This is a genomic window from Brachybacterium fresconis, from assembly GCF_017876515.1.
Taxonomy (GTDB): domain Bacteria; phylum Actinomycetota; class Actinomycetes; order Actinomycetales; family Dermabacteraceae; genus Brachybacterium; species Brachybacterium fresconis.
In genome coordinates, this window is sequence record NZ_JAGIOC010000001.1 from 233,254 (window position 1) to 258,345 (window position 25,092).

At 67.6% G+C, this 25,092-nt stretch carries 22 protein-coding genes; 5 read left to right on the forward strand and 17 right to left on the reverse strand.

All coding sequences use genetic code 11. From position 1 onward, the window contains the following. Positions 1-185: 185 nt before the first annotated feature. Both JOF44_RS01005 and JOF44_RS01010 read left to right on the forward strand, forming a co-directional pair. Entirely contained in the window at positions 186-1,472 is a 1,287-nt protein-coding gene (locus JOF44_RS01005; RefSeq protein WP_209886266.1) for an ISL3 family transposase, read from the forward strand. A gap of 239 nt (positions 1,473-1,711) precedes the next feature. Continuing rightward, on the forward strand, positions 1,712-2,050 hold the full coding sequence (locus JOF44_RS01010) for a TraR/DksA family transcriptional regulator (protein ID WP_209886269.1): 339 nt from the start codon (positions 1,712-1,714) through the stop codon (positions 2,048-2,050). Between the two features lie 14 nt (positions 2,051-2,064). On the opposite strand, the gene JOF44_RS01015 is transcribed toward JOF44_RS01010, so the two are convergent. The 4 genes from JOF44_RS01015 to JOF44_RS01030 form a co-directional block, all read right to left on the reverse strand. Then, the gene (locus JOF44_RS01015) at positions 2,065-3,030 is read right to left on the reverse strand and encodes an aminoglycoside phosphotransferase family protein (RefSeq protein ID WP_209886272.1); all 966 of its coding nucleotides are present in this window, start codon (positions 3,028-3,030) and stop codon (positions 2,065-2,067) included. Between the two features lie 20 nt (positions 3,031-3,050). Beyond that, on the reverse strand, positions 3,051-3,644 hold the full coding sequence (locus tag JOF44_RS01020; protein WP_209886275.1) for a short chain dehydrogenase: 594 nt from the start codon (positions 3,642-3,644) through the stop codon (positions 3,051-3,053). Positions 3,645-4,207: 563 nt separating this feature from the next. Then, positions 4,208-4,702: a GNAT family N-acetyltransferase gene (locus JOF44_RS01025; protein ID WP_209886278.1), complete on the reverse strand. Its 495-nt coding sequence runs from the start codon at positions 4,700-4,702 to the stop codon at positions 4,208-4,210. Positions 4,703-5,151: 449 nt separating this feature from the next. Then, entirely contained in the window at positions 5,152-6,093 is a 942-nt protein-coding gene (locus JOF44_RS01030; protein ID WP_209886281.1) for a GlxA family transcriptional regulator, read from the reverse strand. A gap of 107 nt (positions 6,094-6,200) precedes the next feature. Here JOF44_RS01030 and JOF44_RS01035 point away from each other — a divergent pair, with 107 nt between their 5' ends. From JOF44_RS01035 to JOF44_RS01045, 3 genes are all read left to right on the forward strand, one after another. Further along, positions 6,201-6,512, forward strand: coding sequence for a putative quinol monooxygenase (locus tag JOF44_RS01035; protein WP_209886284.1), 312 nt, complete (start codon positions 6,201-6,203; stop codon positions 6,510-6,512). Positions 6,513-7,503: 991 nt separating this feature from the next. Then, positions 7,504-8,829, forward strand: coding sequence for an ISL3-like element ISPfr2 family transposase (locus JOF44_RS01040; protein ID WP_209886287.1), 1,326 nt, complete (start codon positions 7,504-7,506; stop codon positions 8,827-8,829). Positions 8,830-8,884: 55 nt separating this feature from the next. Next, positions 8,885-10,444, forward strand: coding sequence for an IS1634 family transposase (locus JOF44_RS01045; RefSeq protein ID WP_342591628.1), 1,560 nt, complete (start codon positions 8,885-8,887; stop codon positions 10,442-10,444). Between the two features lie 38 nt (positions 10,445-10,482). On the opposite strand, the gene JOF44_RS01050 is transcribed toward JOF44_RS01045, so the two are convergent. From JOF44_RS01050 to JOF44_RS01110, 13 genes are all read right to left on the reverse strand, one after another. Continuing rightward, entirely contained in the window at positions 10,483-11,040 is a 558-nt protein-coding gene (locus JOF44_RS01050) for a BRO-N domain-containing protein (RefSeq protein WP_209886290.1), read from the reverse strand. A gap of 136 nt (positions 11,041-11,176) precedes the next feature. Further along, on the reverse strand, positions 11,177-11,344 hold the full coding sequence (locus JOF44_RS01055) for a hypothetical protein (protein WP_209886293.1): 168 nt from the start codon (positions 11,342-11,344) through the stop codon (positions 11,177-11,179). Positions 11,345-11,551: 207 nt separating this feature from the next. After that, entirely contained in the window at positions 11,552-12,922 is a 1,371-nt protein-coding gene (locus JOF44_RS01060) for an IS1380 family transposase (protein ID WP_209886296.1), read from the reverse strand. Between the two features lie 779 nt (positions 12,923-13,701). Beyond that, a protein-coding gene (locus JOF44_RS01065) for an IS3 family transposase (protein WP_209886298.1) occupies positions 13,702-14,990 on the reverse strand; the annotation gives its coding sequence in 2 pieces (ribosomal slippage) (positions 13,702-14,717 and positions 14,717-14,990; 1,290 coding nt in all). Between the two features lie 260 nt (positions 14,991-15,250). After that, positions 15,251-15,808: a hypothetical protein gene (locus JOF44_RS01070; RefSeq protein ID WP_209886300.1), complete on the reverse strand. Its 558-nt coding sequence runs from the start codon at positions 15,806-15,808 to the stop codon at positions 15,251-15,253. Between the two features lie 348 nt (positions 15,809-16,156). After that, positions 16,157-16,711 carry a hypothetical protein gene (locus JOF44_RS01075; protein ID WP_209886302.1) on the reverse strand — a complete coding sequence of 185 codons (555 nt, stop codon included), beginning with the start codon at positions 16,709-16,711 and terminating at the stop codon, positions 16,157-16,159. Positions 16,712-16,834: 123 nt separating this feature from the next. Next, positions 16,835-17,290 (reverse strand): hypothetical protein, encoded by a 456-nt coding sequence (locus JOF44_RS01080; protein ID WP_209886304.1) that lies wholly within the window; start codon positions 17,288-17,290, stop codon positions 16,835-16,837. Between the two features lie 572 nt (positions 17,291-17,862). Further along, positions 17,863-18,420, reverse strand: coding sequence for a hypothetical protein (locus JOF44_RS01085; RefSeq protein ID WP_209886305.1), 558 nt, complete (start codon positions 18,418-18,420; stop codon positions 17,863-17,865). A 209-nt stretch (positions 18,421-18,629) separates the two neighbouring features. Then, positions 18,630-19,661 (reverse strand): hypothetical protein, encoded by a 1,032-nt coding sequence (locus tag JOF44_RS01090; protein ID WP_209886307.1) that lies wholly within the window; start codon positions 19,659-19,661, stop codon positions 18,630-18,632. Between the two features lie 371 nt (positions 19,662-20,032). Beyond that, complete coding sequence (locus tag JOF44_RS01095; RefSeq protein ID WP_209886308.1) at positions 20,033-20,191, reverse strand: hypothetical protein; 159 nt, start codon at positions 20,189-20,191, stop codon at positions 20,033-20,035. Positions 20,192-20,400: 209 nt separating this feature from the next. Next, the gene (locus JOF44_RS01100) at positions 20,401-21,477 is read right to left on the reverse strand and encodes a hypothetical protein (RefSeq protein WP_209886310.1); all 1,077 of its coding nucleotides are present in this window, start codon (positions 21,475-21,477) and stop codon (positions 20,401-20,403) included. Further along, positions 21,456-22,004: a hypothetical protein gene (locus JOF44_RS01105; RefSeq protein ID WP_209886312.1), complete on the reverse strand. Its 549-nt coding sequence runs from the start codon at positions 22,002-22,004 to the stop codon at positions 21,456-21,458. The genes JOF44_RS01100 and JOF44_RS01105 overlap by 22 nt, the downstream gene beginning before the upstream one ends. An 8-nt stretch (positions 22,005-22,012) precedes the next feature. Further along, positions 22,013-24,616 (reverse strand): LysM peptidoglycan-binding domain-containing protein, encoded by a 2,604-nt coding sequence (locus JOF44_RS01110; RefSeq protein WP_209886313.1) that lies wholly within the window; start codon positions 24,614-24,616, stop codon positions 22,013-22,015. Positions 24,617-25,092 lie beyond the last annotated feature (476 nt).

The window sequence follows — 25,092 nt, forward strand, 5'->3', positions numbered from 1 at the left end:
CATCCGCACCTTCACCACCTGGTGCCGCGAGCGCGGATACCGTAGCTTCCCGGCCTCACCTGAAGTTATCGGGCTCTTCCCGGTTCGTGGTGATGGGGAGCGTCGCGTCGTTGGCGTAGAACGGCTCGTGGTCCTGCTGTGATGGGTGTTGTCAAGACATCCACATTCCAGAGGACCACGAGCCTGTGCACGAGAATACTGGTTCGCAGCGGGATGCTGCGAGCACGATCTTCAACCTGCCCAACTACCGCGTCATCGATGCCGTCGACCTGCCCGATGGCAGCCGGCGGGTGGTGATCGCCTCGACCGTCCCGCCGGGCTGTCCGTCCTGCGGGGCGCTCGCGACGCAGGTCCACTCCCGCCGGATGCAGCAAGTCAGGGACGTTCCCGTCGCCGGGGCGACGGTGGTGGTGTGGGCCAAGCGGCGCTGGTTCTGTCTCGAGCCGGCCTGCGCCCGGGGCACGTTCGCTGAGGCCACCGAGCAGATCCCCCGATACGCCCGCTCGACCACCAGGCTGCGCGATCAAGTCGTCTCGGCCGTGATCACCTCCGGCCGGGCAGCTTCCGAGGTCGCCCGGGCCCACGGCGTCTCGTGGTGGCTGGTCCAGGCCGCCCTCAGCGCCGCTGCCGTGGTCCTGACCGACGTCGAGAAGACGTGCGTGACCCGGCTGGGCATCGATGAGCACCGCTACCGGTCAGTGCGCTGGTTCCGCACCGATCAGGGCTCCTGGAGGCGGTTCGAGCCGTGGATGACGACACTGGTCGACCTGGCCACCGGGCAGGTCCTGGGCATCGTCGACGGCCGCGACAGCGCCACCGTCGGGGACTGGCTCGCCCAGCGCTCCGAGGCCTGGCGGGAGCGGATCGAGATCGTCGCGATCGACCCCTCGGCCGCGTTCCGCAAAGCACTACGGACCTACCTGCCCCGCGCCGCGGTCTCGGTCGACAAGTTCCACCTCGTAAAGCTCGGCAACGACATGGTCACCACCATCAGGCAGCGCCTGGCCCGCACCCACCGCGGTCGCCGGGGCCGCAAGGACGACCCGGCCTGGGCCCACCGGATGCTGCTGCTACGCGGCGGCGACACCCTCACCCCGCGAGCCTGGGAGCGGCTCGAGGACGTGTTCCGCACCGATGACCCCACCGACGAGCTCTCCGCCGCCTGGGGCATCAAGGAGCAACTCCGCCGCCTGCTGGCCACCGACACCCTCGCCCAGGCCTGGGACGAACGGATGCGGATGGGCTACTTCGCCCAGATCGCGAACATGCCCGAGGCGACAAAGCTCTACGACACCGTCGTGGCCTGGTGGGACGCGATCGAGGTCCTCATCGTCACCGGCGCGACCACCGCCCGCGTCGAGGCCGCGAACACCGGCATCAAGAACATCAAACGCACCGGCCGCGGATTCCGCAACGCGGAGAACTACCGGATGCGTATCCTGCTGACCAGCGCCGCGAGAACCGTAGCGTGAACACCCTCCACAGCAGGGTCATTCACCACGAACCGCGAAGAGCCGTCTACGGCAGGCGAGGGTGCGTTCGATCCCCAGTGGCAGACGTTTCGTGCTCCCGCTAACTGGGCAACGCCTGAACTGCCACCGGAATACTCGGTGATGGGATCCGCCTGGAGATGGTCGCGAGAAGAGAAGTGCTGATCGAGAGAATGCGAGACCCGGACCGACCCATGGGCGGCGATCGGCAAAACTCCGGCGTGGCCCGTGGGCGTGCCGCGCAGCTCTTGTCGCGTCGGCGCGAGGTGGAGTCGCGGCTGCAGGAGATCGAGGACGAGCTCACGGCGCTGCGTCGCACCCGTGAGGGCGCGGCGGACGACGACGAGCACGATCCCGACGGGGTGCCGCTGTCGGAGCAGTGGTCCCGCCTGGAGGGCCTGCGGCGTGCGCGGGCCGGCGTGCTCGCCGGGGTCGACCAGGCGGAGGCGCGCCTGGAACGCGGTGAGGACGGCCGCTGCCGACGCTGCGGAGGCGCGATCTCCCCGGCGCGGCTCGCGGCCCGCCCCGAGGCCACGACCTGCATCGACTGCGCCTTCTGAAGGAGCGCTGAGGATCAGTCGGACGGTGGATGTCTCCGATGCAGCGTCCCCGCGTAGCGCGTCGCTTCGCGCAGTCGCTCGATGTTCTCCGGATCGCCCTGGTGCTGCGACTCCCAGTAGAAGGAGGCGACGAACCGTGCGTACGAGATGTCGAGGGCGAGCGCCGGATCGGCGTCTGCAGCAGTGCAGAATGCGCGCACGACCTCCGTCATCGCCGCACCGGGATCCGGTGCCCCCACGATCTTCGGCAGCAGGCTCCGCAGGACGGTGTGGGCCTCGTGCTCGACCGGACCGGCGACGAAGAGGGGATCGATGGCGATCCAGGTTCCGTCGCCGGGGCGCATGATGTTCTCGAAGCTGAGATCGCCGTGGGTCAGCGTCCCGGACCGGGTTCGGCCCAGTCGCTCCACGGCCCCGACGGCGGCGGCGAAGGTCCTCCCGTCCACGGCGATGCCGAGGCGGTGGGCGGCCTCGTGCTGTTCCTCGAGCTGTTCGAGCCAGGGCCCGGCCCCCTCGGCGAGCTGGGGTGCATCGCGCGGAGCCGGGACCTCCGCGATGCGGCCCGCGACACGTCCCGCGATCGATACAGCCTCGAGGGAGCGCATCCGCTTGCTCACCTCGGCGAGCGTCGGGCCGTCCATGAACTCCAGGAGCAGCGCGCTGCGCTCGAGATCGGCGTCGTGGACCTCGACGGTGCCGTGCCCATGGAGCGCGGACAGCGCGCGGTGCTCAGCGTGGACGTCGGCGATCGGGGAGAGCAGCTTCAGGGCAGCCGGGCGGGTCCCCCGCACGGTCACGGGCAGGACGATGCCGGTGCCGCCGAAGGACGGCGGTCCTGCCTGCTCGAGCTCCCAGCGACGGGCGACGTCGTCGCAGACGCCCGAGATGGAGTCCAGCCAGGCGCGGCACGCCTCGTCGTCCTGGCCCAGGACCCGATGGCGGAAGGCTTCGTCCACGGTGGGGAGCCAGCGCATTGTCATCACGAGGCGCCTCGGACCTCTCAGACGGAGATCGTTCGTCCTGTGCCCACCCCGTCGACCGCACGGACGAAGGCGCGGGCCACCTCGGCGTCGGAGACGGGGCGGTGGCCGGGGAACGTCGCGTGGTGGTGCGGGGAGTTCTCGAGCACGTCGGGGGAGACGACGTTCAGGCGGATGCCGCGCGGTGCCTCGGTCGCCGCCGTGGTCACGAAGGACTCGATCGCCCCGTTCGCCGCTGCGGCGGCCGAGGCGGTCGCGATCGGCTCCCGGGAGAGCACGCCGGAGGTCAGCGTGACCGAGCCACCGTCCCTCAGGTGCTCGAAGGCGTGACGGACCACGTCGAGCTGCCCGAGGGTCTTCACGGCGAAGGCGTCGGCGTAGTCCTCACGGGTGAGCTCGGTGACCGGCTTGAAGGGCACCTCGCCGGCGGCGACGACCACGGCGTCCAGCGCGTCGAGCGACGCGAACAGTGCTGCGATCGAGGCGGTGTCGGCGAGATCCACCGACGGGTCGCTCGAGCGGGAGGCTCGGACGACCTCATGCCCCTGCTCCTCGAGCGCTGACGCTGCGACGCGGCCGATGTTCCCGGTCGCTCCGATGACGAGCACCTTCATGACGAGCTCCTTCCGGCGGTCTGAGCGCACGGGTGGCGGCGCGCGTTCGCGAACGTACCACCGGGACGTCGTGCGCCACCGTGCTGGTCCCGGATCGACACGGCAGAGCACGCCCCGCACTCGCCGCGTTCGATCTCCGTGGCACCCGGGACCGGTGACGCCACCCAGGATTCGTCTGCCGCCCTCTCCCCTCGAGGGCTTCGGCAGTGCTGCGATCCTCTTGCGGTGGACCGACCGCACGTGGTCGCTGGTCTCGTCGATCCCGCGAACAGCTGGTCCGGGAGGCCTCGCGCGATGCCTTGTCGCGCTCAGTGCATCGAGTGAGAGCGTCACTTTCTACAGTGAGGGCATCAGTTTCGACAGGGAGAGCCATGCGCCCGGCGGCGAATCCGTCAGGCAGCGGGCCAGGGTCGATTTTCCGGAGCCGGCGTATCCGGAGATGCCGACGACGAGGGGATGTCGCGACGCGGCGCGGCGGGGGAGGCGAGGTGCTCGAGAACGCTCTCACGGTCCATTCGGCGAGTGCGGCGCCCATAGCCGGGTCGCCTTCTTGCGCGGACGTATCAGCCCGTCGTGCCGATGAGCCGTTCGAAGATGACGCGCGACGCCGCGAATCCCTGGGCTTCGAAGAAGCGGTGAGCCTCCTCGTTGAGCGACCATGAGTCCAGGCGGATGGTGTCTGCGGATGCCTGCTGTGCCCTGTCGAGGATTTCCGCCATGAGGAGCGCGCCGACGTGCTGACGGCGGGCATCCTGATCCACGGCGATGTGGTGCACGTACAGGGACGTGTGGGGGCACAGGAAGGGCGATTCCGGTCGCGACGCCGCGTCCGCCAGAAGGTACCCGAGGGCCCTCCCGTCATCGGCCTCCGCGATGAGGACGGTGACGCCGGCTGCGAGGCGGTCGATGAGGAAATCGCGCAGCGCTCCCTCGTGGGCCGGGCGGAAGAGATCCGGGCGTCCCTCGGCATGGAGCGTCTGCACCTGTATCGCGAGGTTGGTCAGTGCGTCGGCATCATCGCTCGTGGCATCGCGGACGCGGCACTTGGGGTTCGGCATGGGCAGAGCGTAGCGACGGCTCAGCGCGGGGAACGAGTCCCGTCAGGGCCGGCGGGGCTCTTCCCAGATGAGGGTGTAGGTCGGCCGGGCGCGTCGGTCCGCAGATAGACGTCGAGGTCTCCCGACGATGGAGGTTCCTACGCCATCCATCCGAAAGACCTCGACGTGACCGACGCTACCCCGCCGGCCGGCCTCGGCCGCCCTGACCTGACCGCCTTCGCGTCTCATCCCAATCGACCCTGATCGGGTCTGCTGACCCCCTCGACGAGAACGCAGCGACATCACAGCCACCCAACCCCGACCGGCCGGGAAGCCGGGGCACGTCACATGGCCTGTGCTGCTGGCGTGTCGAGTGGGTCGTCCAGGGGCGACGCAGGAGCGTCGACGCGACGTGCTGAGAGGTGGTTCCAACCGGGCGCTAGGACACCGGCTACAGGCATGGCGATAGGTCAGGAACGGCGTCGCTCCCTGCGCAGGAGGGAGCGCAGAGTCTCGGCGTTCGCGTAGCCGACCCGTAGCGCGATCTCGGCGGAGGTGAGGTCCGTGGTTGCTGAGAGGTGCCGAGCTCGTTCGATGCGAAGCCGTTGGACGAAGCCGAGCGGAGTGAGGTTGAGCGCCGCACGGACTCGTCGTTCGAGGGTGCGCCGGCTGGTGCCGAGCGACTGCGCGACGAAGGCGACGTTGAACGGTTCGTCCAGGCGGGCGCGCACGAAGCGTTCGAACTCGACGACGATCGGGTCCTCGTGCCGGAGATGTTCGTAGGCGACGAAGGCCGCCTGCGACGGACGCTCGTCGATGATGAGGAGCTTGGCGACATGTTGGGCCAGGTCGGGGCTGATCGATCGCACGAGTGAGAGCGCGAGGTCGATGTGGGCGAACGCGGCGCCGGCGGTGACGAGGTTCCCGTCGACCACGACCATGGTGTCGAGATCGAGGGCGACGGTCGGATAGCGCTTCAGGAACTCCGGCCCCAGGAACCAGCTGGTCGTCGCCCGCCGATGATGCATCCGTCCGGTCTCGGCGACGGCGAACACGCCGGTGCACGCCGCGGCGATACGGGTGGTCGCGTCGTCGAGGCGCCCGAGCGAGGCGATGACCGAACGAGCATCTCGGCTCTGGAGGGCGTCGTTGGTAGCGGCGGCCGTGAGGGTTCCAAGCGCAGGGACGACGACCACGTCGAACTCTCCGGACTCCGACAGCGGGTGGTCAACCGACAGGGTCATCGATGCCGTCGTGGTCACTCGCCGTTTCGGTCCGAGGATGGCGAGTTCGATCGGGTCGATCCGCGGGTCGATATCGCCGCGGGCTCCGTCGGCCACCCGCACGATGTCGATGACCGACGCGATAGCCGAACCGAAGCAGCCGTCGATCGCGATCAGTCCGATACGCATGACGTAAACAATAGCAATACTGCCGTATACGCCACTCCCCACCGGCCCTCGCTCGTCATACGCTGAACTCGTCCCACGAAGAACCCCGACGTCAAGGAGAGTCCCTCATGTCCACACCCGCATCACTTCCGTATGCCTTCGTCGCCAAGATCGTCGCGGCCGATGGACAGCACGACGCGGTCGCCGATCTGCTCGCCGGCGCTGTCGCACTCGCCAACGAAGAAGTAGGAACGATTGTCTGGTTCGCGGTCAGGACCCACGCCGACACCTTCTGGATCTTCGATGCATTCCCCGACGAAGCCGCTCGCGACGCCCACGCCAACGGCGCCATCGTCGCAGCCCTGATGGCCAACCGGCACCTCCTCGGCGCAGCACCCGAGATCCTGGCGGCCGACGTCCTCGCGTCCAAGCTCCCGTAGTCCGCCAACGCACGAGACGATCGCGCCCCGCCGAGCCGTCGGACCCGACCGCCTCGACACCCGCACCACGTTGACGATCCCCGACGGGCCGATCACGAGGGGGGCCAGGCAACACCAGGCGCAAGCCTGGAGCGGCACTGGTTCACCGGTGGTCATCGAGAGAGCCAGCGCGGTTCCATGGCAGCGCAACTGTGTCAACTTGCCCTCCGTCCCGCTAGGCGCCGTGGGCGGGTCTTGGTTGCGATCCGTTGCCGTGACGGGAGACGCGTTGCGCGTCGCAGCGATGACGGGTCGTTGGCGTTCCGGGGCGTTGCGTTCGTGCGCGTCGCCCGTGCGGCATGGAACATCTCGCTGCGCACACAACGATCGCTGCGCCGACGCACCGTTGACACCTCGCACGTCCAGGTCGCGACACAACGCCACGCCGCGTTGCCGAGCGGAGCGAGGCCTATCGGCACACGGACAGGATGCCGGCCGCGAGCGCTCAGCCGGCGAGGGGTCCGTCGCAGAGGAGAGCGACGTCGGTGTCGGGCAGAGCCGTGAGGCCAGCGCATCGCGCGACCACCAGAACCGAACCGCCCCTGCCCTGCGTTTCCGCAGGTCAGGGGCTGTTCGCCAGAGCCGCCTGTCGGAATTGAACCGACGACCTAATCACGTCGGCTTTGCGTCTATCGCTTGATGCGCCCACTGGGCGAACGAGCCGCTGACCTGCGCAAACGCCGAGAGTGGGGGCGCCGCCATCCGGTGGTGACCGACGACGACCGACCAGTACCGACCGTTTCACCGGAGCTTGCGGCGGCGTCGAAGCCGAGCAAGCTCCATTCTTTTAGCTCACCGCGCCCTCCTCCTAGCCGGTCCCGTCGTCGTCGAAGACGTTTCAGGGGTCTTCCCAGATGACGGTGTAGGTCGGCCGGGCGCGTCGGTCCGCAGATAGACGTCGAGGTCTCCCGACGACGGAGGTTCCTACGCCATCCATCCGAAAGACCTCGACGTGTCCGACGCTACCCCGCCGGCCGGCTTCGGCCGCCCTGACCTGACCGCCTTCGCTCGACTCGACGGCCTCGGTCTGAGCGTGACCGGGCAACGACTTGAACCGGATCGTGCGGTCCTCGCGTGCCGCGTGGTGGAACCAGATCAGTGGTGCCGACGGTGCGGCAGCGAAGGCGCTGCTCGTGACACCGTGATCCGGCGGTTGGCCCACGAGCCGCTGGGCTGGCGACCGACCGTGCTGGAAGTTGTAGTGCGCCGCTACCGCTGTGCCGACTGCGGACACGTGTGGCGCCAAGACACCAGCGCCGCGGCGGAGCCACGCGCGAAGCTCTCGCGCACCGGGCTGCGGTGGGCGCTGGAAGGGATCGTGGTCGCACACCTCACCGTCGCCCGTGTCGCCGAGGGACTCGGGGTCGCGTGGGACACCGCCAACAACGCGGTCCTGGCCGAAGGCAAGCGGCTGCTGATCAACGACCCCACGCGGTTCGAGTGCGTGAAGGTCATTGGCGTCGATGAGCACGTCTGGCGCCACACCAGGCGTGGCGACAAGTACGTCACCGTGATCATCGACCTCACCCCGGTCCGCGATGGCGCCGGCCCAGCAAGGCTGCTGGACATGGTCGAGGGCCGGTCGAAGGCGGCGTTCAAGACCTGGCTCGCCGACCGCGACGACGCCTTCCGTGACGCGGTCGAGGTGGTCGCGATGGACGGCTTCACCGGGTTCAAGACCGCCGCTGCAGAGGAGATCCCGGACGCGGTCACGGTGATGGATCCCTTCCACGTCGTGCGCTTGGCCGGTGACGCCCTCGACAGGTGCCGGCGCCGGGTCCAACTCGCGATCCACGGGCACCGTGAGTTCAGGGACGACCCGCTCTACAAGTCGCGGCGCACGCTGCACACCGGCGCGGACCTGCTCACTGACAAGCAGAGCGACAGGCTACGCGCGCTGTTCGTTGATGACGCTCACGTCGAGGTCGAGGCGACCTGGGGTGTCTACCAGCGCATGATCGCCGCCTATCGCCACGAGGACCGGCAACGTGGCCGCGAGCTCATGGAGAAGCTGATCACCGACCTCAGCGCCGGCGTCCCCAAGGTGCTCACCGAGCTCACCACCCTGGGCCGGACCCTGAAGAAGCGAGCCGCTGACGTGCTCGCCTACTTCGAACGACCCGGCACCAGCAACGGGCCGACCGAGGCGCTCAACGGACGGCTCGAACACCTGCGCGGCTCCGCACTCGGGTTCCGCAACCTGACCAACTACATCGCCCGAAGCCTGCTCGAGACCGGCGGCTTCAGACCCCAACTTCTACACCCCCGATTGGGATGAGCCGCTTTGAGGTGGAGCCTGGGTGGGTCACTAATCCTGGGTAGGATCGGGGGTTGTGAGCCCGTTTCTGAGGAAGGTGACCACGGCGTCCGGTGCGACGGCCGTGCAGGTCGTCGCGAAGCAGGGCCGGCGCAACAAGGTCCTCGAGCATCTGGGATCCGCGCACTCCAAAGCGGAACTGGCAGCGTTGATGGAAGCAGGCAAGGCCAAACTTCACGCAGGTCAGGGTGAACTTGCCCTGGACTTTCCCGCGGAGTCGGACCCGGCAGCGGTGGTCCAATCCAGCGCTTCGCGGTTGCTGATCGAAGCGATCACGATGGCGTGGGAAGCTCTCGGCTTCGATGACCTCGATGACAAGGCGTTCTTCCAACTCATCGCCGCCAGGCTGATCGAGCCGACCTCGATGCTCGACACCTCTCGCGTGTTGGACGACATCGGGATCCAACCCGTGCACCGATCGACGATGAAGCGCTGCCTGGCCCGGATCAAGCAGCGCGACTACCGCGACCAGATCGCGACGAAGTGCTTCACCCATGCCTGGACCAGCGGTGACGTCTCACTGGTGCTCTACGACGTCACCACCCTCTACTTCGAAGCTCCGAAGGAAGACGAGCTGCGGAAAGTTGGTTTCAGCAAGGAGCGGAGGGTGGATCCTCAAATTGTGGTCGGGCTACTGGTGGACCGAAACGGGTTCCCGCTGGAGATCGGCTGCTACGAGGGCAACAAGGCCGAAACCCTCACGATCGTGCCGATCGTCAAACAGTTCCAGGCCCGCCACGGCCTGGCAGACATGGTCGTCGTCGCCGACGCCGGAATGCTCTCCATGAACAACCTGACCGCCCTCGACGAAGCGGGCCTGAAGGTCATCGTCGGCTCGCGACCAGTCAAAGCCCCCGGTGACCTGGCCAATCACTTCCACTGGAACGGGGATGCGTTCCAGGACGGGCAGCTGATCGACACGGTCACCCCGCGCCACGGCAACACCAAGACCGTCTCGAAGCAGCGTCGGAAGGAGCCGGTCTGGGATCCCGAGACGCATCCCGGGCACTGGCGCGCGATCTGGTCCTACTCCCGCAAACGCGCCGTCCACGACAACTACACGCTCACGCAGCAAGAGAACAAGGCGCGAGCCGTGATCGCCGGGGACGCCCCGGTCAAGGGCACCCGGTTCGTGAAGACCACCGCCGCCGGCCGGGCACTCGATATCGCGTCGCTGGAACGGTCCCAGCAGCTGGCCGGACTGAAGGGCTACGTCACCAACATCCCCGCCAGCATCATGCCAGCGGCGGAGGTGCTCGCCAGCTACCACGACCTCTGGCACGTGGAGCAGTCATTCCGGATGAGCAGAACCGACCTGCAGGCCAGACCCATGTTTCACCGCACACGCGACGCCATCGAAGCCCACCTCACCATCGTCTTCACCGCGCTCGCGATCGCCCGCTACCTGCAAGACAGGACCGGGTTCAGCATCCGCAAGATCATCCGCACCCTGCGACCCCTCCAGGACGTCACGATCAGCGTCGCCGGCCAACGGATCACCGCCAAGCCCCAGCTCACCGACAACGCTCGAGCGATCACCGATGCCCTTGGCATCGGCCAGAGCCTGGGTCACTAAAGAGGTCCAAGTCAGGTGCGGTAGCAGCCGCCCCGCGGTCAGTCGGTGAAATAGGCTTCGCATGAAGTTCCCTCGTCGTAGTAGCCCTTCTTCTGGATCATCCAGGGTTCTGAAGTTGGATCCCGAGTCAACTTGAATCCGGCGATCAGCTTGGGGCTTTCATCGGAAAGACCGACCGGCTTCCCCGCTTTCGACGCTTCAAGCCTGGTGGCATCATCGCAAAACTCGATTTCTGCAGCGGTACCCGATTCGTTGACGATCTTCCATTCCGACAGCTTGCGGTCGCCGGTGATCACAGTGCCGGTCTCGGCTCGCTCGGCGTCGTCCGCCTTCTGTTTCTCCGCTAGTTCGGGCACGAGGTAGTCGTCGGCGTAGCTGGAGTCTTTCCAACCCTCTGCGGCTGCGGCGTCGGAGGCTTCGAAGTACGCTTCGATCCGTTCCTGCGGGGTGGCGTCCGCGGGATCCTGGGACGGTGGCGCTTCCTGCGTGGCGGCCTCGGTGGGCTTCTCTTCGCCTTCGTTGCCGCAGGCGGCGAGGGGGAAGGCGACGAGGCTGGCCATTGCGAGGGCGGTCAATGCTCGGTGGCGGGTGCGCACGGGGCTCCTCAGAGCGCGATCCGGTGGGACGCGGGGGTGGTGGACATCAGGGACTCAGTCTCGGGCGGAAGATCGTAGCCGTCATCGATCTCGTCGATCAGGGCTTCCAGCTGGTGAGTGAAGCGCGAGTGGGGGCTCAGGTGACATCGGTGACGACGCTTTGGTAACTGCCGATGCGGAGCTGTTTGTCCGTGGTCAGGTCGAGGGGGATCTGTCCGCCTTCTCCGGTGTTGGAGTCCCAGTCGACGGCCCAGTGTGCGGTGATGTTGAGGGTGTAGAGCCCGCCGGGCTGGTCATCGCTCATCTGCTCGTAGACATGGCCGCAGTCAGGGGATTCCTCGATCCCGGTGCCTGGGTACTCAGCCTCGATGCGCCGATCGGGTTTCCGGGGTGCTTTTCGATGGTTGCGGTCGAGCAGTGACCCTGATGCCGGCGTGAGGGCGTGCGGGTGCTGCCGGTCTGCCCGGCATTTCCACTTCGGTTCCTTCTCGTAGGGACAGATCGCTGCTGGTCAGGTCATCATCACCCGGGTGGTGTCGAAGAGGTTCTCCCAGGCCGTGTGCCAGGGCCAGTTCCGCGGTAGGTGCAGTCGCCAGGAGCGGGCGCGGTTCGCGATCCGGGCGGGCACCGCGATCAGATGATCGACCAGGGTCTGCCAGCGGGCGCGGGCATGGAAGCTCGAGGCCAGCACCCCGGCAGCGCGGGCGAGGTTGAACGCGATCGCGGCCAGCACGGTCCAGGCACTGTTGGCGGTGAACACCCCGGAGGGGCAGTGAGCCAGCGGCCCGCCCTTGAGGTCGGCGATGACCTGCTCGACGATCGCGTGGTCTCGGTGGGAGGCCTCCGCGGCCAGCATCGAAAGCGGTGAGTCGGTGAACACCGCGTGGTGGCGATACGCATCCAGCAGCCCGCCCTGCTCACTGTGCCCGTGGCGTGGGTTCAGGCGTTTCACGCGACGCACGATCAACCGGGCCGTGACGTGCTCGGCCTGCTTGCGGGAGGTGAACGCGGTGTACTCGACCTCGGCGACCTCGGCATCGGAGATCCACCGCTGCTCGGCCTCCTCCCAGATCGCCTGCGGATACTTGATCGGCGTCCATGCGTCCTCGGGGATGCGAGAGATCGCCCCGACCACGGACGGGTTCATCCTCGCGGTGAGCGAGAAGTGGGCCCCGCCCCGGCGGGCCGCGGCCACCGTGGCGTGCTGGAAGTAGGCCGAATCCGCACGCACGGTCACCATCCCGGAGACGCCGGCGCGCTTCGCAGTGGCCAACGCGCTGCCGATCATCGCCGCGGTGCCGTGGGCCGAGGCCGCCGCGCCCCGACGCAGCCGGATCCCGGCGATCACCGGCACGGCCTGCAGCGTGGAGAGGGTCGCGACCTGGGCGTTCAAACCCTTCACCCCGCTGTAGCCGTAGCCGGCGCCCTGCTTCGCGTAGCCGTGGGTGGCCCGGATCGTGTCATCGATATCGACGAACGCGACCCGGTCGCCACCGCTCAACAGGCCCGGCACCCGGGCCGCCAGCCCGGTCAGGACCCTGGAGGCGACTGCGTCGAGCTGGCGCACGTGCCCGAAGGTGTATCCGCGCAGGTGGGTGCCCAGCGTCGTGGGTGCCCGCCGCGCGGTAAACGCCCGGCCCATCCCGCCATGACGCAGAACGTCCATGTCCGAGATGCTGTCGGCGCCAGCGAGCATTCCCGCGACCAGGGAGGGGACCTTCACATCGGCGTTGGAACCGATGCTGCCCGGCACCGTGACGTGCTCGGCGACCAGGCCCGGCAGGCCCGCCGACTCCGCGAGCGCCATCACCGGCACCAGCCCCGCCCGACCAACCAGATTGTCATCATCGAACTCGGCAGAGAAATCATGGGATACTCGCACTACCAGTGCTCCTGTTGCTCAGCGTCATGGAACCTTCGAACAGTCCCATTATCGCTGGCCACAGGAGCATTTGGCTGTCACGACCCGCCTACCCGACCGGCGGATCCAGGCTCAGTGCCGGACCCGGTGCACTCGATCGTGGTGCCATCGCCCATGCCGATCGTCATCCCGGAGAACGTTGCGGTCGCGGTGACGGTGACGTCGCCCGCTGTGGCGCTGGTGGAGTTCGGCCCGGTCGTGGTCGGCCCGGGGTTGGCCACCCACAGCCACACGGGCAGCCCGACCGCGCCGAGTGTGTCCGGGTCATTTGGCGTCGAGGCGACCTCTGGTGCCTCGAGGTGCATCTCGGAGATTGCGGTCTGTGCGAGCTCGGCTGGGTTGACCTGCGGAGCAGCAGGTTGTGGAGGGGCCGGCTGTTGTGGCTCGGCAGGCGCCTGCGGGTCGGCTGGCTCAGCCTGGGGTCGAGTCATTCCGTCGACGTATGCGGTGGGGCCGCCGTTCCGTCCCTGAATGTACGCGCCCTCAGAAGTGTATGTGGCCGTAGATCCGTCGGGGAGAGTGGCGGTGTTGTCAGGAGGCTTCGAAGACGCCGAAGCCGGCGTTCCACGACTGTAGCCCTCCACAGATTCGGGCTTCGCATTGTCTACGGGTTCAGTCCGAGGTTCGGACGAACCTTCGGCGGGCGGGCTCCCGTCACCGCCTGCGCTGCTTCCGGAGGACTCGTCTTTGCCGTCGGACGAGTCGCTACCTCCGCCTGAATCGGCCCAGGTTCTCTGCCGCTACTTTGCGGGTTCGGGCTCTCGGTCGAGGGCCTCGTAGTGGAGCGTCTCGAACTCTACCGGGGTGAGCATCCCGAGGGAGCCGTGGAGACGCCGGTTGTTGTACCAGTCGACCCAGCCGGCGGTCGCGAACTCGACGTCCGAGAGCGTCCGGAAGGGGCCGGCGTGGAAGACCGTGGTGCGGATGCACTCGGTCTTGTACAGGCCGTTCACGCCCTCCATGAGGGCGTTGTCATACGCGTCGCCGACGGTCCCGATCGACGGGGCAATGCCCTCGAGGTCGAGGTGCTCGGTGTACCGGACCGAGGTGTACTGGGACCCGGCATCGCTGTGCGCTACCAAAGATCCTGGTGGGACCGGGTTTCCGTCGCGGTCGCGCTGCCACAGTGCGATCCGCAGCGGAGTCATCACCAGGTCGGTGCGCATGCTGGAGCTGGCGTGCCAGCCCACGATCCGCTGGGCGAACACGTCCACGACGAACGCGACATAGACGAACCCCGCCCACGTCCGGACATACGTGAAATCGGTGACCCAGACCCGGTCCGGAGCCGGAGCCGTGAAGTCACGACTCAGCAGGTCACCGGCACGTTTCCCATCCGGATTAGGGATGGTGGTGCGCAGCTTCTTCACCCGCCGCACGCCCTCGAGGCCAAGGGTCCGCATGGCCCGGTCGACCGCGCCGCGGGAGGTGCCGGCGAGGCCTTCTTGGCGGCGGAGCAAGGCAACCCACTTCCGTCGCCCGTACAAGCCCTCCGGCGTCATCTGCACCTGCCCGGTGACCGGGTTGAACTTCCATGCAAGCTCGCGGACCTTGTCCTCGACCAGAGCGTCTGTGACGGTGCGAGCAGCGATGCGGGCCGGCCGTTTCCAGGCCCGGTAGGTGCGTGCAGCGATCTCCAGGCCCTGCTGGCGCAGGACGCGGAGGATCGACTCGACTGCATAGCCCTCGGCGCGCATCTCGTCGATGAAGGCGAGGATCAGCGGTTGCGGGGGTCGAGCTCCCCCGCGAAGAAAATTGAGGCCCGGCGGAGGATCTCGTTGTCCTCCCGCAATCGCTTGACCTCGGCCTTCAGTCGTTTGACCTCGGCGGATTCTTCGGTCGTGGTGCCGGGACGGGACCCGTCGTCGACCTCGGCCTGGGCCAGCCAGCGCCGCACGGACTCCCGCGAGACGCCCTCTTGGCGGGCGACCGCGGCCGTCGCCGCGGTCAGGGTGGGGTACTCCTGGGCGTGCTCGCGCACGAGCCGCACGCACCTCGCGCGCAGCTGGGGATCGATCTTCTTCGGCATGCTGTCCATCCTCTCGGACTCAAACAGCAGCGGCATCAAACCTGGGCCGATTCAGCCTGTATTGGCGTCAACCCCGACTAGTGCATCACCGCCCTCTAGGCCATAGATACTCAGGCCACTCTCTCCTTCTTCTTCTGCCTCCCCCTCTTCCTGTCCTTCTCCCTCTTCTTGTCCTTGTCCCTCTTCCTGTCCTTGTCCCTCGCCTGTTGCCCATGCGGGTGCTGTGGCGAGGAGGACCCCGGTCGTCGTGCCTACGGCGATCAGTCTCCGAAGTGTTCGTCGCATGTCGTCCCCTCCTCGTAGTACCCCTGCTTCTGGATCATCCATGGTTCATCATTGGACTCTCGCACGAGCGTGAATTGACCGACGCTCTGGCCGTACTTGTTCGCGATCTCGACGGGTTCTCCGTCCCTTGTGGCTTGTAGCGCACTAGTGTCGTCACAGAACTCGACGACCGCGGACGTATTGGTTTCCTCGACGACCGTCCAGTGCGAGAGTTTGCGTTCGCCAGTGACGATCGCCCCGGATTCGGCACGCTTAGCATCGTCAGCCCGCTGCTTCTCCGCCAGCTCCGGGACGAAGAACTCGTCGATGTAGCTGGTGTCCTCCCACCCTTCTGCCGCTGCCGCATCTGATGCGTCGAATGAAGCTTTGACGCGTTCCTGCGGCGTCGCGTCGGCGGGGTCGGTGGTGGGTGCTTCCTGGGTGGCGGTCTCGGCGGTGGGAGGATCGTTCTCGCCGTTGCTGGTGCACGCGGCGAGTGGGGCGGCGAGGAGGGTGGCCATCGCGATCGTGGTGAGTGCTCGGTGTCGGATCACGGGGTCTCCTCGGAGTCGGTGGTTGTCGCGGGCGCTCGGTAGGTGCTCGGTGGCGGGTGCGCAGGGGGCTTCGCCGAGTGCGATCCGGGGGGTACTTCTCTCTGTTGCTGGTGCTGGCGTCGCCGCCCCCGCCCCGTCAGGTCGTTCTTCGGCAGTGTCCGATGGCTTGCCGGGCTGGCCTGGACTGGAGATTTCACCTCTACGGTGCCGCTACCGTCCTCGCCCGTGTCGACCTCTACCGGGCTTTGTGTGGGTGGAGGCGTGGGCTCGGGCGTGGGTGTAGGGGTGGGTTTTGCCGAAGATGGGCCACAATTAGAGCCAAAGCGTGGAATCCGGTGATGTCGACCATCAATTAGCGAAATGTGCTCCGCACGTAATCGCTGCGTCGTAGTATCCCTTCTGTTCGATCAGCCATATTCCGGATTCAGATTCGCGGACCAACTTGAACTGGGCGACAAGTTTGCCGGAGTTTGAAATGTCAGTGGTCTCGCCGTTCGTCGTCGCGGTTAGTTCGGTGGTGTCGTCACAAAACTCGACGGTGGCCCCCGTGTCCGTCTGCTCAACGGAGATCCAATTGGTTAGGCGCCGTTCACCCGATATAGTCGCCCCCGATTCAGCGCGCTTTTTGCCGTCCGCTTGCGCTTTCTCGGACAATTCGGGGACGAGGTACCGTTCGTGAAAACTCACGTCTTTCCAGCCCTCTGCGGCCGCGGCGTCGGAGGCTTCGAAGTACGCTTCGATCCGCTCCTGCGGCGTGGCGTCGGCGGGGTCCGGGGACGGTAGCGCTTCCTGCGCGGCGGCCTCGGTGGGCTTTTCCTCGGTCTCGCCGCTGCAGGCGGCGAGGGGGAGGGCGACGAGGCTGGTCATTGCGAGGGCGGTCAGGGCACGGTGGCGGGTGCGCATGGGGCTCCTCAGCGCGCGACCCGGTGGGACGCGGGGTGGTGGGCATCGGGGAATTGGCTCGGGTAGAAAGCTTAATCTCGTCGAGCAGGGCTTCGAGCTGGTGGGTGACGCGCCGCTGGGGGCTCAGGTGACGTCGGTGACGACGCTTTGGTAGCTTCCGATGCGGAGCTGTTTGTCGGTGGTCAGGTCGAGGGGGATCTGTCCGCCTTCTCCGGTGTTGGATTCCCAGTCGACGGCCCAGTGTGCGGTGATGTTGAGGGTGTAGAGTCCGCCGGGCTGGTCATCGCTCATCTGCTCGTAGACATGGCCGCAGTCAGGGGATTCCTCGGTCCCGGTGCCGGGGTACTCGGTGCCGGGGCCGGTGCATTCGATCGTGGTGTCATCGCCCATGTCGATCGTCATCCCGGAGAAGGCGGCGGCGGCGGTGACGGTGACGTCGCCCGCGGTGGCGCTGGTGGAGTTCGGGCCGGTCGTGGTCGGTCCAGGGTTGGCCACCCACAGCCACACCGGCAGCCCGACCGCACCGAGCGTGTCCGGATCGTTCGGCGTCGACGCGATCTCCGGTGCTGTCAGGTGCATCTGCGAGACGGCGGTCTGCGCGAGCTCGGCCGGGTTGACCTGCGGAGCAGCAGGTTGTGGAGGGGCCGGCTGTTGTGGCTCGGCAGGCGCTTGCGGGTCGGCTGGTTCAGCCTGGGGTCGAGCCATTCCGTCGACGTATGCGGTGGGGCCGCCGTTCCGACCCTGAACGTACGCGCCTTCGGAGGTGTATGTGGCCGTAGATCCGTCGGGGAGAGTGGCGGTGTTGTCAGGAGGCTTCGAAGACACTGAAGCCGGCGTTCCACGACTGTAGCCCTCCACAGATTCGGGCTTCGCATTGTCTACGCGTTCAGTCCGAGGTCCGGAAGAACCATCGGTGGGCGGGCTCTCCCCACTGCCACTTGATGATCCGGCGTCGCCGTCGCCGTCGCCGCCGTCGCCACCACCACCACCGCCGTCTCCGCTGCCGCCTCCGCCTCCACCTGAGGAGGCACCAGCACTGGCTGATGCGTCACTACCTTCGTTGTGGATTGTCACGCCTCCTTCATCTCCCTCGCCGGTGGCCCATGCAGGTGCTGTGGCGAGGATGACCCCGGCCGTCGCGCCTACGGCGGTCAGTCTCCGAAGTGCTCGCTGCATTTCGTCCCTTCCTCGTAGTACGCCTGCTCCTGGATCATCCACGGCTGATCATCGGATTCTCGAACGAGAGTAAACCGACCAACAGTTTCCCCGTTCTGGTTCTCAATCTCGAAAGGCTCGCCATCCTTGGTCGCCTTCAGCTGGCTGGAATCTTGACAGAACTCCACGACCGCAGTCGTGTCGGTTTCCTCGACTACAGTCCAGTGGGAGAACTGCGTCTCACCGGTGATAATTGCCCCCGTGTCCGCATTTTTAGCATCGACGGCTCGTTGCTTCTCCGCCAGTTCCGGCACGTAGAATTCGTCGATATAGCTGGTGTCTTCCCACCCATCCGCCGCTGCGGCATTTGCTGCGTCAAATGAAGCTTCGATCCGTTCCCGGGGGGTGGCGTCGGCAGGGTCGGTGGTGGGTGGTGCTTCCTGGGTGGTCGTGGTGGTGGGGCCCTCCTCGCCGGCGTTGCTGGTGCAGGCGGCGAGTGGGGCGGCGAGGAGGGTGGCCATCGCGATCGTGGTGAGTGCTCGGTGTCGGATCACGGGGTCTCCTCGGAGTCGGTGGTTGTCGCGGGCGCTCGATAGGTGCTCGGGAGTGCTCGGTGGCGGGTGCGCATGGGGCTCCTCAGAGTGCTATCCGGTGGGACGCGGGGGTGGTGGACATCAGGGATTCGGTCTCGGGCAGAAGATCGTAGCCGTCGTCGATCTCGTCAATCAGGGCTTCCAGTTGGTGAGTGATGCGCGAGTGGGGTTCAGGTGACGTCGGTGACGACGCTTTGGTAGCTGCCGATGCGGAGCTGTTTGTCGGTGGTCAGGTCGACGGGGATCTGTCCGCCTTCTCCGCTGTTGGATTCCCAGTCGACGGCCCAGTGAGCGGTGATGTTGACGGTGTAGAGTCCGCCGGGCTGGTCATCGCTCATCTGCTCGTAGACATGGCCACAGTCGGGGGAATGCTCGATCCCGGTGCCGGGGTACTCGGTGCCGGGGCCGGTGCATTCGATCGTGGTGCCATCGCCCATGTCGATCGTCATGCCAGAGAACGTAGCGGTCGCGGTGACGGTGACATCGCCGGCGGTGGCGCTGGTGGAGTTCGGGCCGGTCGTGGTCGGGCCCGGATTGGCCACCCACAGCCATACCGGCAGTCCGACCGCACCGAGGGTGTCCGGATCGTTCGGCGCCGACGCGATCTCCGGTGCTGTCAGGTGCATCTGCGAGACGGCGGTCTGTGCGAGCTCGGCTGGGTTGACCTGCGGAGCAGCAGGTTGTGGAGGGGCCGGCTGTTGTGGCGCGGCAGGCGCTTGCGGGTCGGCTGGCTCAGCCTGGGGTCGAGTCATTCCGTCGACGTATGCGGTGGGGCCGCCGTTCCGACCCTGAACGTACGCGCCTTCGGAGGTGTATCTGGCCGTAGATCCATCGGGGAGAGTAACGCTGTTGTCAGGGGGCCTCGAAGGCGCCGAGTTCGGTGCTCCGCTACTGTAGCCATCCACAGATTCGGGCTTCGTATTGTCTACCCGTTCAGTCCGAGGTCCGGAAGAACCATCGGCGGGCGGGCTCTCGCCACTGCCACTTGAAGATTCGTCGCCACCGCCACCGCCACCGTCTCCGCTGCCGCCTCCGCCGTCGTTGCTTCCTTCATCGGTGGCGATGGTCTTGATGAAGCTGTCTCCCCCGCTGCTGTCGTCGGTGATACCACCACTGGGGTCCGCTAGGGCTGGCGCGGTGAGGCTGACGGCGACAGTCGAGACGGCCGCGGTGGTGATTAGGCGGTGAAATGCGCGTCGCATGTCGTTTCCTCGTCGTAGTACGCCTTCGTCTCGATCATCCAGGGTTCTGTCTCGCCGTCGCGCACAAGCTTGAACCTGCCGACGGCGATGCCCTTGTTGGTGACCTCTATCGGCTCCCCGTTCTGAGTTGCTTCCCGTGCGGTGGTGTCGTCGCAGAACTCTATGGTCGCGGTCGTATCGGTCTCCTCGACGACGGTCCAGTTGGAGAGGACTCGCTCTCCGGTGATGACCGCCCCCTTAGCTGCGCGCTCAGCGTCGAACGTCTTCTGCTCCTCGGCGAGTTCGGGGACGAAGTACTCGTCGGCGTAGCTGGAGTCTTTCCAGCCATCGGCGGCGGCTGCGTCGGAGGCAGCGAAGGAAGCCTCAACGCGTTACTGGGCGGTGGCGTCGGCGGGGTCTGCGGTCGGCGGGGCTTCTTGGGTGGTCGTGGTGGTGGGGCCCTCCTCGCCGGCGTTGCTGGTGCAGGCGGTGAGTGGGGCGGCGAGGAGGGTGGCCATCGCGATCGTGGTGAGTGCTCGGTGTCGGATCACGGGGTCTCCTCGGAGTCGGTGGTTGTCGCGGGCGCTCGATAGGTGCTCGGGAGTGCTCGGTGGCGGGTGCGCATGGGGCTCCTCAGAGTGCTATCCGGTGGGACGCGGGGGTGGTGGACATCAGGGATTCGGTCTCGGGCAGAAGATCGTAGCCGTCGTCGATCTCGTCAATCAGGGCTTCCAGTTGGTGAGTGATGCGCGAGTGGGGTTCAGGTGACGTCGGTGACGACGCTTTGGTAGCTGCCGATGCGGAGCTGTTTGTCGGTGGTCAGGTCGACGGGGATCTGTCCGCCTTCTCCGCTGTTGGATTCCCAGTCGACGGCCCAGTGAGCGGTGATGTTGACGGTGTAGAGTCCGCCGGGCTGGTCATCGCTCATCTGCTCGTAGACGTGGCCGCAATCGGGGGATTCCTCGATCCCGGTGCCGGGGTACTCGGTGCCGGGGCCGGTGCATTCGATCGTGGTGCCATCGCCCATGTCGATCGTCATGCCAGAGAACGTAGCGGTCGCGGTGACGGTGACATCGCCGGCGGTGGCGCTGGTGGAGTTCGGGCCGGTCGTGGTCGGGCCCGGATTGGCCACCCACAGCCATACCGGCAGTCCGACCGCACCGAGGGTGTCCGGATCGTTCGGCGCCGACGCAATCTGCGGAGCCACCAAATGCATCTGAGAGACGGCCGTCTGTGCGACTTCGGCCGGGGAGGGTCGTGCTGCTGGGCCCCCGGAGGGGTCTGTGTCCGCGGAGTCATCACCGTCTGCGGAAGAGGTGAGATCCATGCAATCGCGACTGAGGGGAATTAAAGAGATGCGAAGGCAATTAGCTCTCAGTTCTTTGAGGTCTTCCTTTTCCTCAGTGACCGTCGCCCAAGAGTCTTCTAGGCCCGGTACGGCAATCGTGGCTGGGTTGCCGTCATTGTACTCGTGGACGCTGGCTCTCTCGCCGTCGTCGGCAGATACGGATTGCCCCCGGGTGCTTTCGTTGGAACCAGTTCCTGCTCCCGTGGATGAATCATTGTCGTTGCCGGAGTCTTCGGCGGGCACAGAGGGTTTTTCGGTACCGTCACCCGAGGACTCTTCCTTATCGGACGACGTATCGTCGACCTCTCGATCGTCTGGCGGATCTACCGCTCTGCCCGTGACTGTGGTTTCGTCTATTCGTGTTGAATCGCTGCCGCCAACGTTTACAGGGTCCTTAGTCGCCAGTGCCGGCGGCATAATTGTCAGCAGCAGTACGAACGTACAGGCCAGAATCGTGAGCCATTGGGCTACGCGAAGTGCTTGGCGCACGTTGTTCCTTCCGGGTAGAATTGCTTCTCCGCAATAAGCCACGGCTCGTCAGCTGTGTCACGCGTCAGTGTGAACTTACCGACATCAAGACCTTCCGCCTCACCCCCGTCCTGACCGTCGCGCATTATGCGCTGTTTCGAGGTGTCCTGACAGAACTCAATCACGACACTCGTCTCGTCCTGCTCGCGGACCGTCCAATTGGAGAGCTCTCGTTCCCCTTCGATGGTCGCCCCGCTATCGCGGTTTTCGGCATCGACGCTGTCGGCCTGCTCGGCCAGGTCAGGGGTGAGGTATTCGGAGTTGTAGCTCGTGTCCTCCCACCCCTTTGCGGCAGCCGCGTCGAACGCGTCTAAGTACGCGTCGACCCGCTCTTGCGGGGTCGCGTCGGCCGGATCCTGAGACGGCGGTGCTTCCTGCGTGGCGGCTTCGGTGGGCTTCTCCTCGGTCTCGGCGCTGCAGGCGGCAAGGGGGAGGGCGACGAGGCTGGCCATCGCGAGGGCGGTCAGTGCTCGGTGGCGGGTGCGCATGGGGCTCCTCAGAGTGCGATCCGGTGGGACGCGGGGGTGGTGGACATCAGGGATTCGGTCTCGGGCAGAAGATCGTAGCCGTCATCGATCTCGTCGATCATGGCTTCCAGCTGGTGGGTGATGCGGCGGTGGAGGCCCTGGTCAGAAGCGACTGCTCGGAGGCGATCGCGCCAGAGCTGCTCGTGGAGGGGCTCGACGAGGAGGCCGCGCTCGGTCGCCCACAGCACGGTCTCCGTGTCGCCGACCTCGAGCGCTCGTTGGGCGAGCTCGTGGGCGAGATCGAGGATCGTGTCGGTCATCCGGTACTGGAGCGGGATCGCCCAGCGGTACCGGGAGCGACCGGCGTCCTCGAAAGGTCGGCTCTGCACCAGTTTCAGCGCCTCGGCCAGCTCCTCGGCAGACGCGGTGCGGCGGTCGCGGGCGACCTCCTGGACCAGCGCCCAGTCGGAGCTGAGGTGCTCGAAGGCGTAGGAGCCGTCGGCGCCCCGCGCCCGCGGCAGGTACGGCTCGCCGTTCTCCTGCGAGCCGAGCCAGCTGCGCAGTCGGGAGATGCGCTGGTGGCGGGTGCTGTCGGCGATGCGCTTGCCGGGCCAGAGATCGGCGCGGAAGTCGCCGTCGGGCATGCCCGGGTGCAGATGGATGTAGGCGACGGTCTCGGTCAGCTCGGCGCGGCGCTTCTCCTCCAGCGGCCCGGCGGCGCCGAGGACCTCGAGGGGTCCCAGCACCCGGAGGAAGGGCGCGGAGTCCGGCAGCTCCGGCGCGCGGTCGCGCACGTCCGCAGTGAGCAGGGTGCCCGTCGGTGCCGGGACGACCGACAGGGGTCGCAGCACCGTCCCGGTGGGCTCCTCCTCGGGCTCCACCGCTTCGGGAGTTGCGGCGGCGGAGAAGGCTCGCAGGATGCGGCCGAAATCGGCCGCTGTCAGCAGCTGCGGGGCAAAGTCCAGCCCGTACGGCTCGAGACGGGCGGACTCCAGCGACTTGACCGTGAGCAGTCCGTCGCTCGGGCGGTCTTGCTGGCCGGTCGCGACGACAGCGAGGCCCACCTGGGGGCGGGACTCGAGAGCCTTGCGGAGCCGTGCCTGCTCGGACGAGCTCACGTCGGTGCCCAGCAGCAGGATCTGCGGAGCCCAGAGGTCGCCGGCGTCGCCGGTTCGCCGGGCCCGCTGGGCGGAGTCATGTCCCAGCTCGGCCAGGGCTTTCTGGTCGGCGGCGAGACCGGCCTCGAGCTCTGTGAGCACTTCATGGACACTCGCGCGGCTCCGGATCCGCCCGGAGTCGAGCGCGGCCTCGAGCTCCGGGCCGACGCCGACCGTGGTGATCGTGAGGTCGTCGGCCCAGGGGGAGGTGGCGAGGAAGACCGCCAGTGCCCGCAGCACGGCGCGCGAGGTCGCGGCGTCCGTCTCGAGGCCGGTGGCGGCCAGGTGCTCGAGGTCGACCAGCACCTCGCTGCCCTCGGCGGTGACACCGAGCGGGACCAGCGCCGGGTAGGGGGCGAGGGCGTCGGCGATCGAGGCGTCGCGGGCGAGCTCGGCGGTGCGCGCCAGCAGCCAGCGGTCCGGGTCCTCGGTCGCCTCGAACGGTGCGGGCAGCTGCTGGGGCCCGGCCGTGCGCAACTCGAGGTGCGTCTGGCCAAGCAGGGCCAGGCGGAGGTCAGGGATCGGCATGCCGTCTCGGAGACAGGAGACCGCCAGAGTGCGCAGCGAGCGGTCGACGAGGTCGAGGGCGGCGGGATCCTCGCGGCGGGCCAGGCGGACCTGGTCGAGATCGGCCACGGGTCCGCCGCCGACGCGCTCTCCGGCACGACGGGTGCGCTGGACGTAGTGGCGCCGGGTGAGCAGGGAGCTGAGGACGCTCGCCGCGAGGACGGAACCGACGCCCGCCCACGGCACGGCGGCAGCCTCCACGGTCGGGGCGGCGAGGAAGGCGGCGCGCGAGGCGCCGGCGTCCTCGGCGGCACCGGAAGCACGCTCCTCGGTGTCGGTGTCGGTGTCGGTGTCGGTGTCGGTGTCGGTGTCGGTGTCGGTGCCGGTGGCCGCGGAGGCCGCGCCGTGGTCCGGCACCTCCCCGGCGTCGGCCCGGGCCAGAGCGGCCCGCTCGGCGGCGTCGTCGGCTTCCGCCTGGGCATTCTGCGCGGCCTCGACCAGCGAAGCCCCTGCCGGATCCCCGGTGGCTTTCGCCTCGGCCACGGCGATCCATGCGACGTCGGCCTCGAGCGCGGCGGCCTCCGCCCGGGTCCCGGCCGCCGCGGCCGCCTTCTGCTCGTCGGCTGCGACAGTCAGCGAGGCACGGGCGACGTCATCGCGCAGCGCGTCCGTCGGGTCCTGTGTATGGGTGCCCGCGGCGCTCTGCGCCTGCTCGGAACCAGCGGAGTCCTGGACGGCCGGGACGGGGACGCGGAGCATCCATCCGGCGCGGATCTCGTCGGCGTCGAGGAGGGCACCGCCGTCGGGCTGCTCGAGGCCCCGGGAGGCGTCGAGGATCTCCGGCCAGCGGTCCGCATCGCCGAGATGCGCGGCGGCGAGCGAGGAGAGCGTGTCCCCGGGCTGGACGGTGACCGTCTCATAGGGCTGCTCCGCGCCGGCCGTGTCGCCGTCGGGCGTGCTCGCGGGCACCCCGGGGATCGTCAGGGTCCAGCCCGGCTCCAGGATCGGGTCCTGGCCCGCCCGCAGCGAGTGGCCGTCGGGCTGGAGGCGCCCGTCGTTGGCGGCGACGATCTCCCGCCACCGGTGGCCGTCGCCGAGGTGCTCCTCCGCCAGGTCCCAGGCGGTGTCGCCGGGCTGGACGGTGATGACGAGGTCAGGTTCGTCGTGCGGGGTCGAGGACTCCTCGGCCTGCGCCTCCTCGGCCCCGGTGCTGCTCGGGGCGGGGACGGCCGGGGCGGTGCTCTCCGACTGCCCGGAAGATGAGGGCTCGACGGGGGCCGTCTCCGCCAGGGCCGCGGGTGCCCCGACCCCGCCGGCGATCGCCGTGATCAGCAGGGCGGCCGCCCCCTGCTGGGCGCCCAGGCCGCGGAGCTGCGGCGCACGGACATTCCGGGCTCGTGCAGCGAGCTCGAGGACGACGGACAGCGCGAACGTCGGACCCTTCT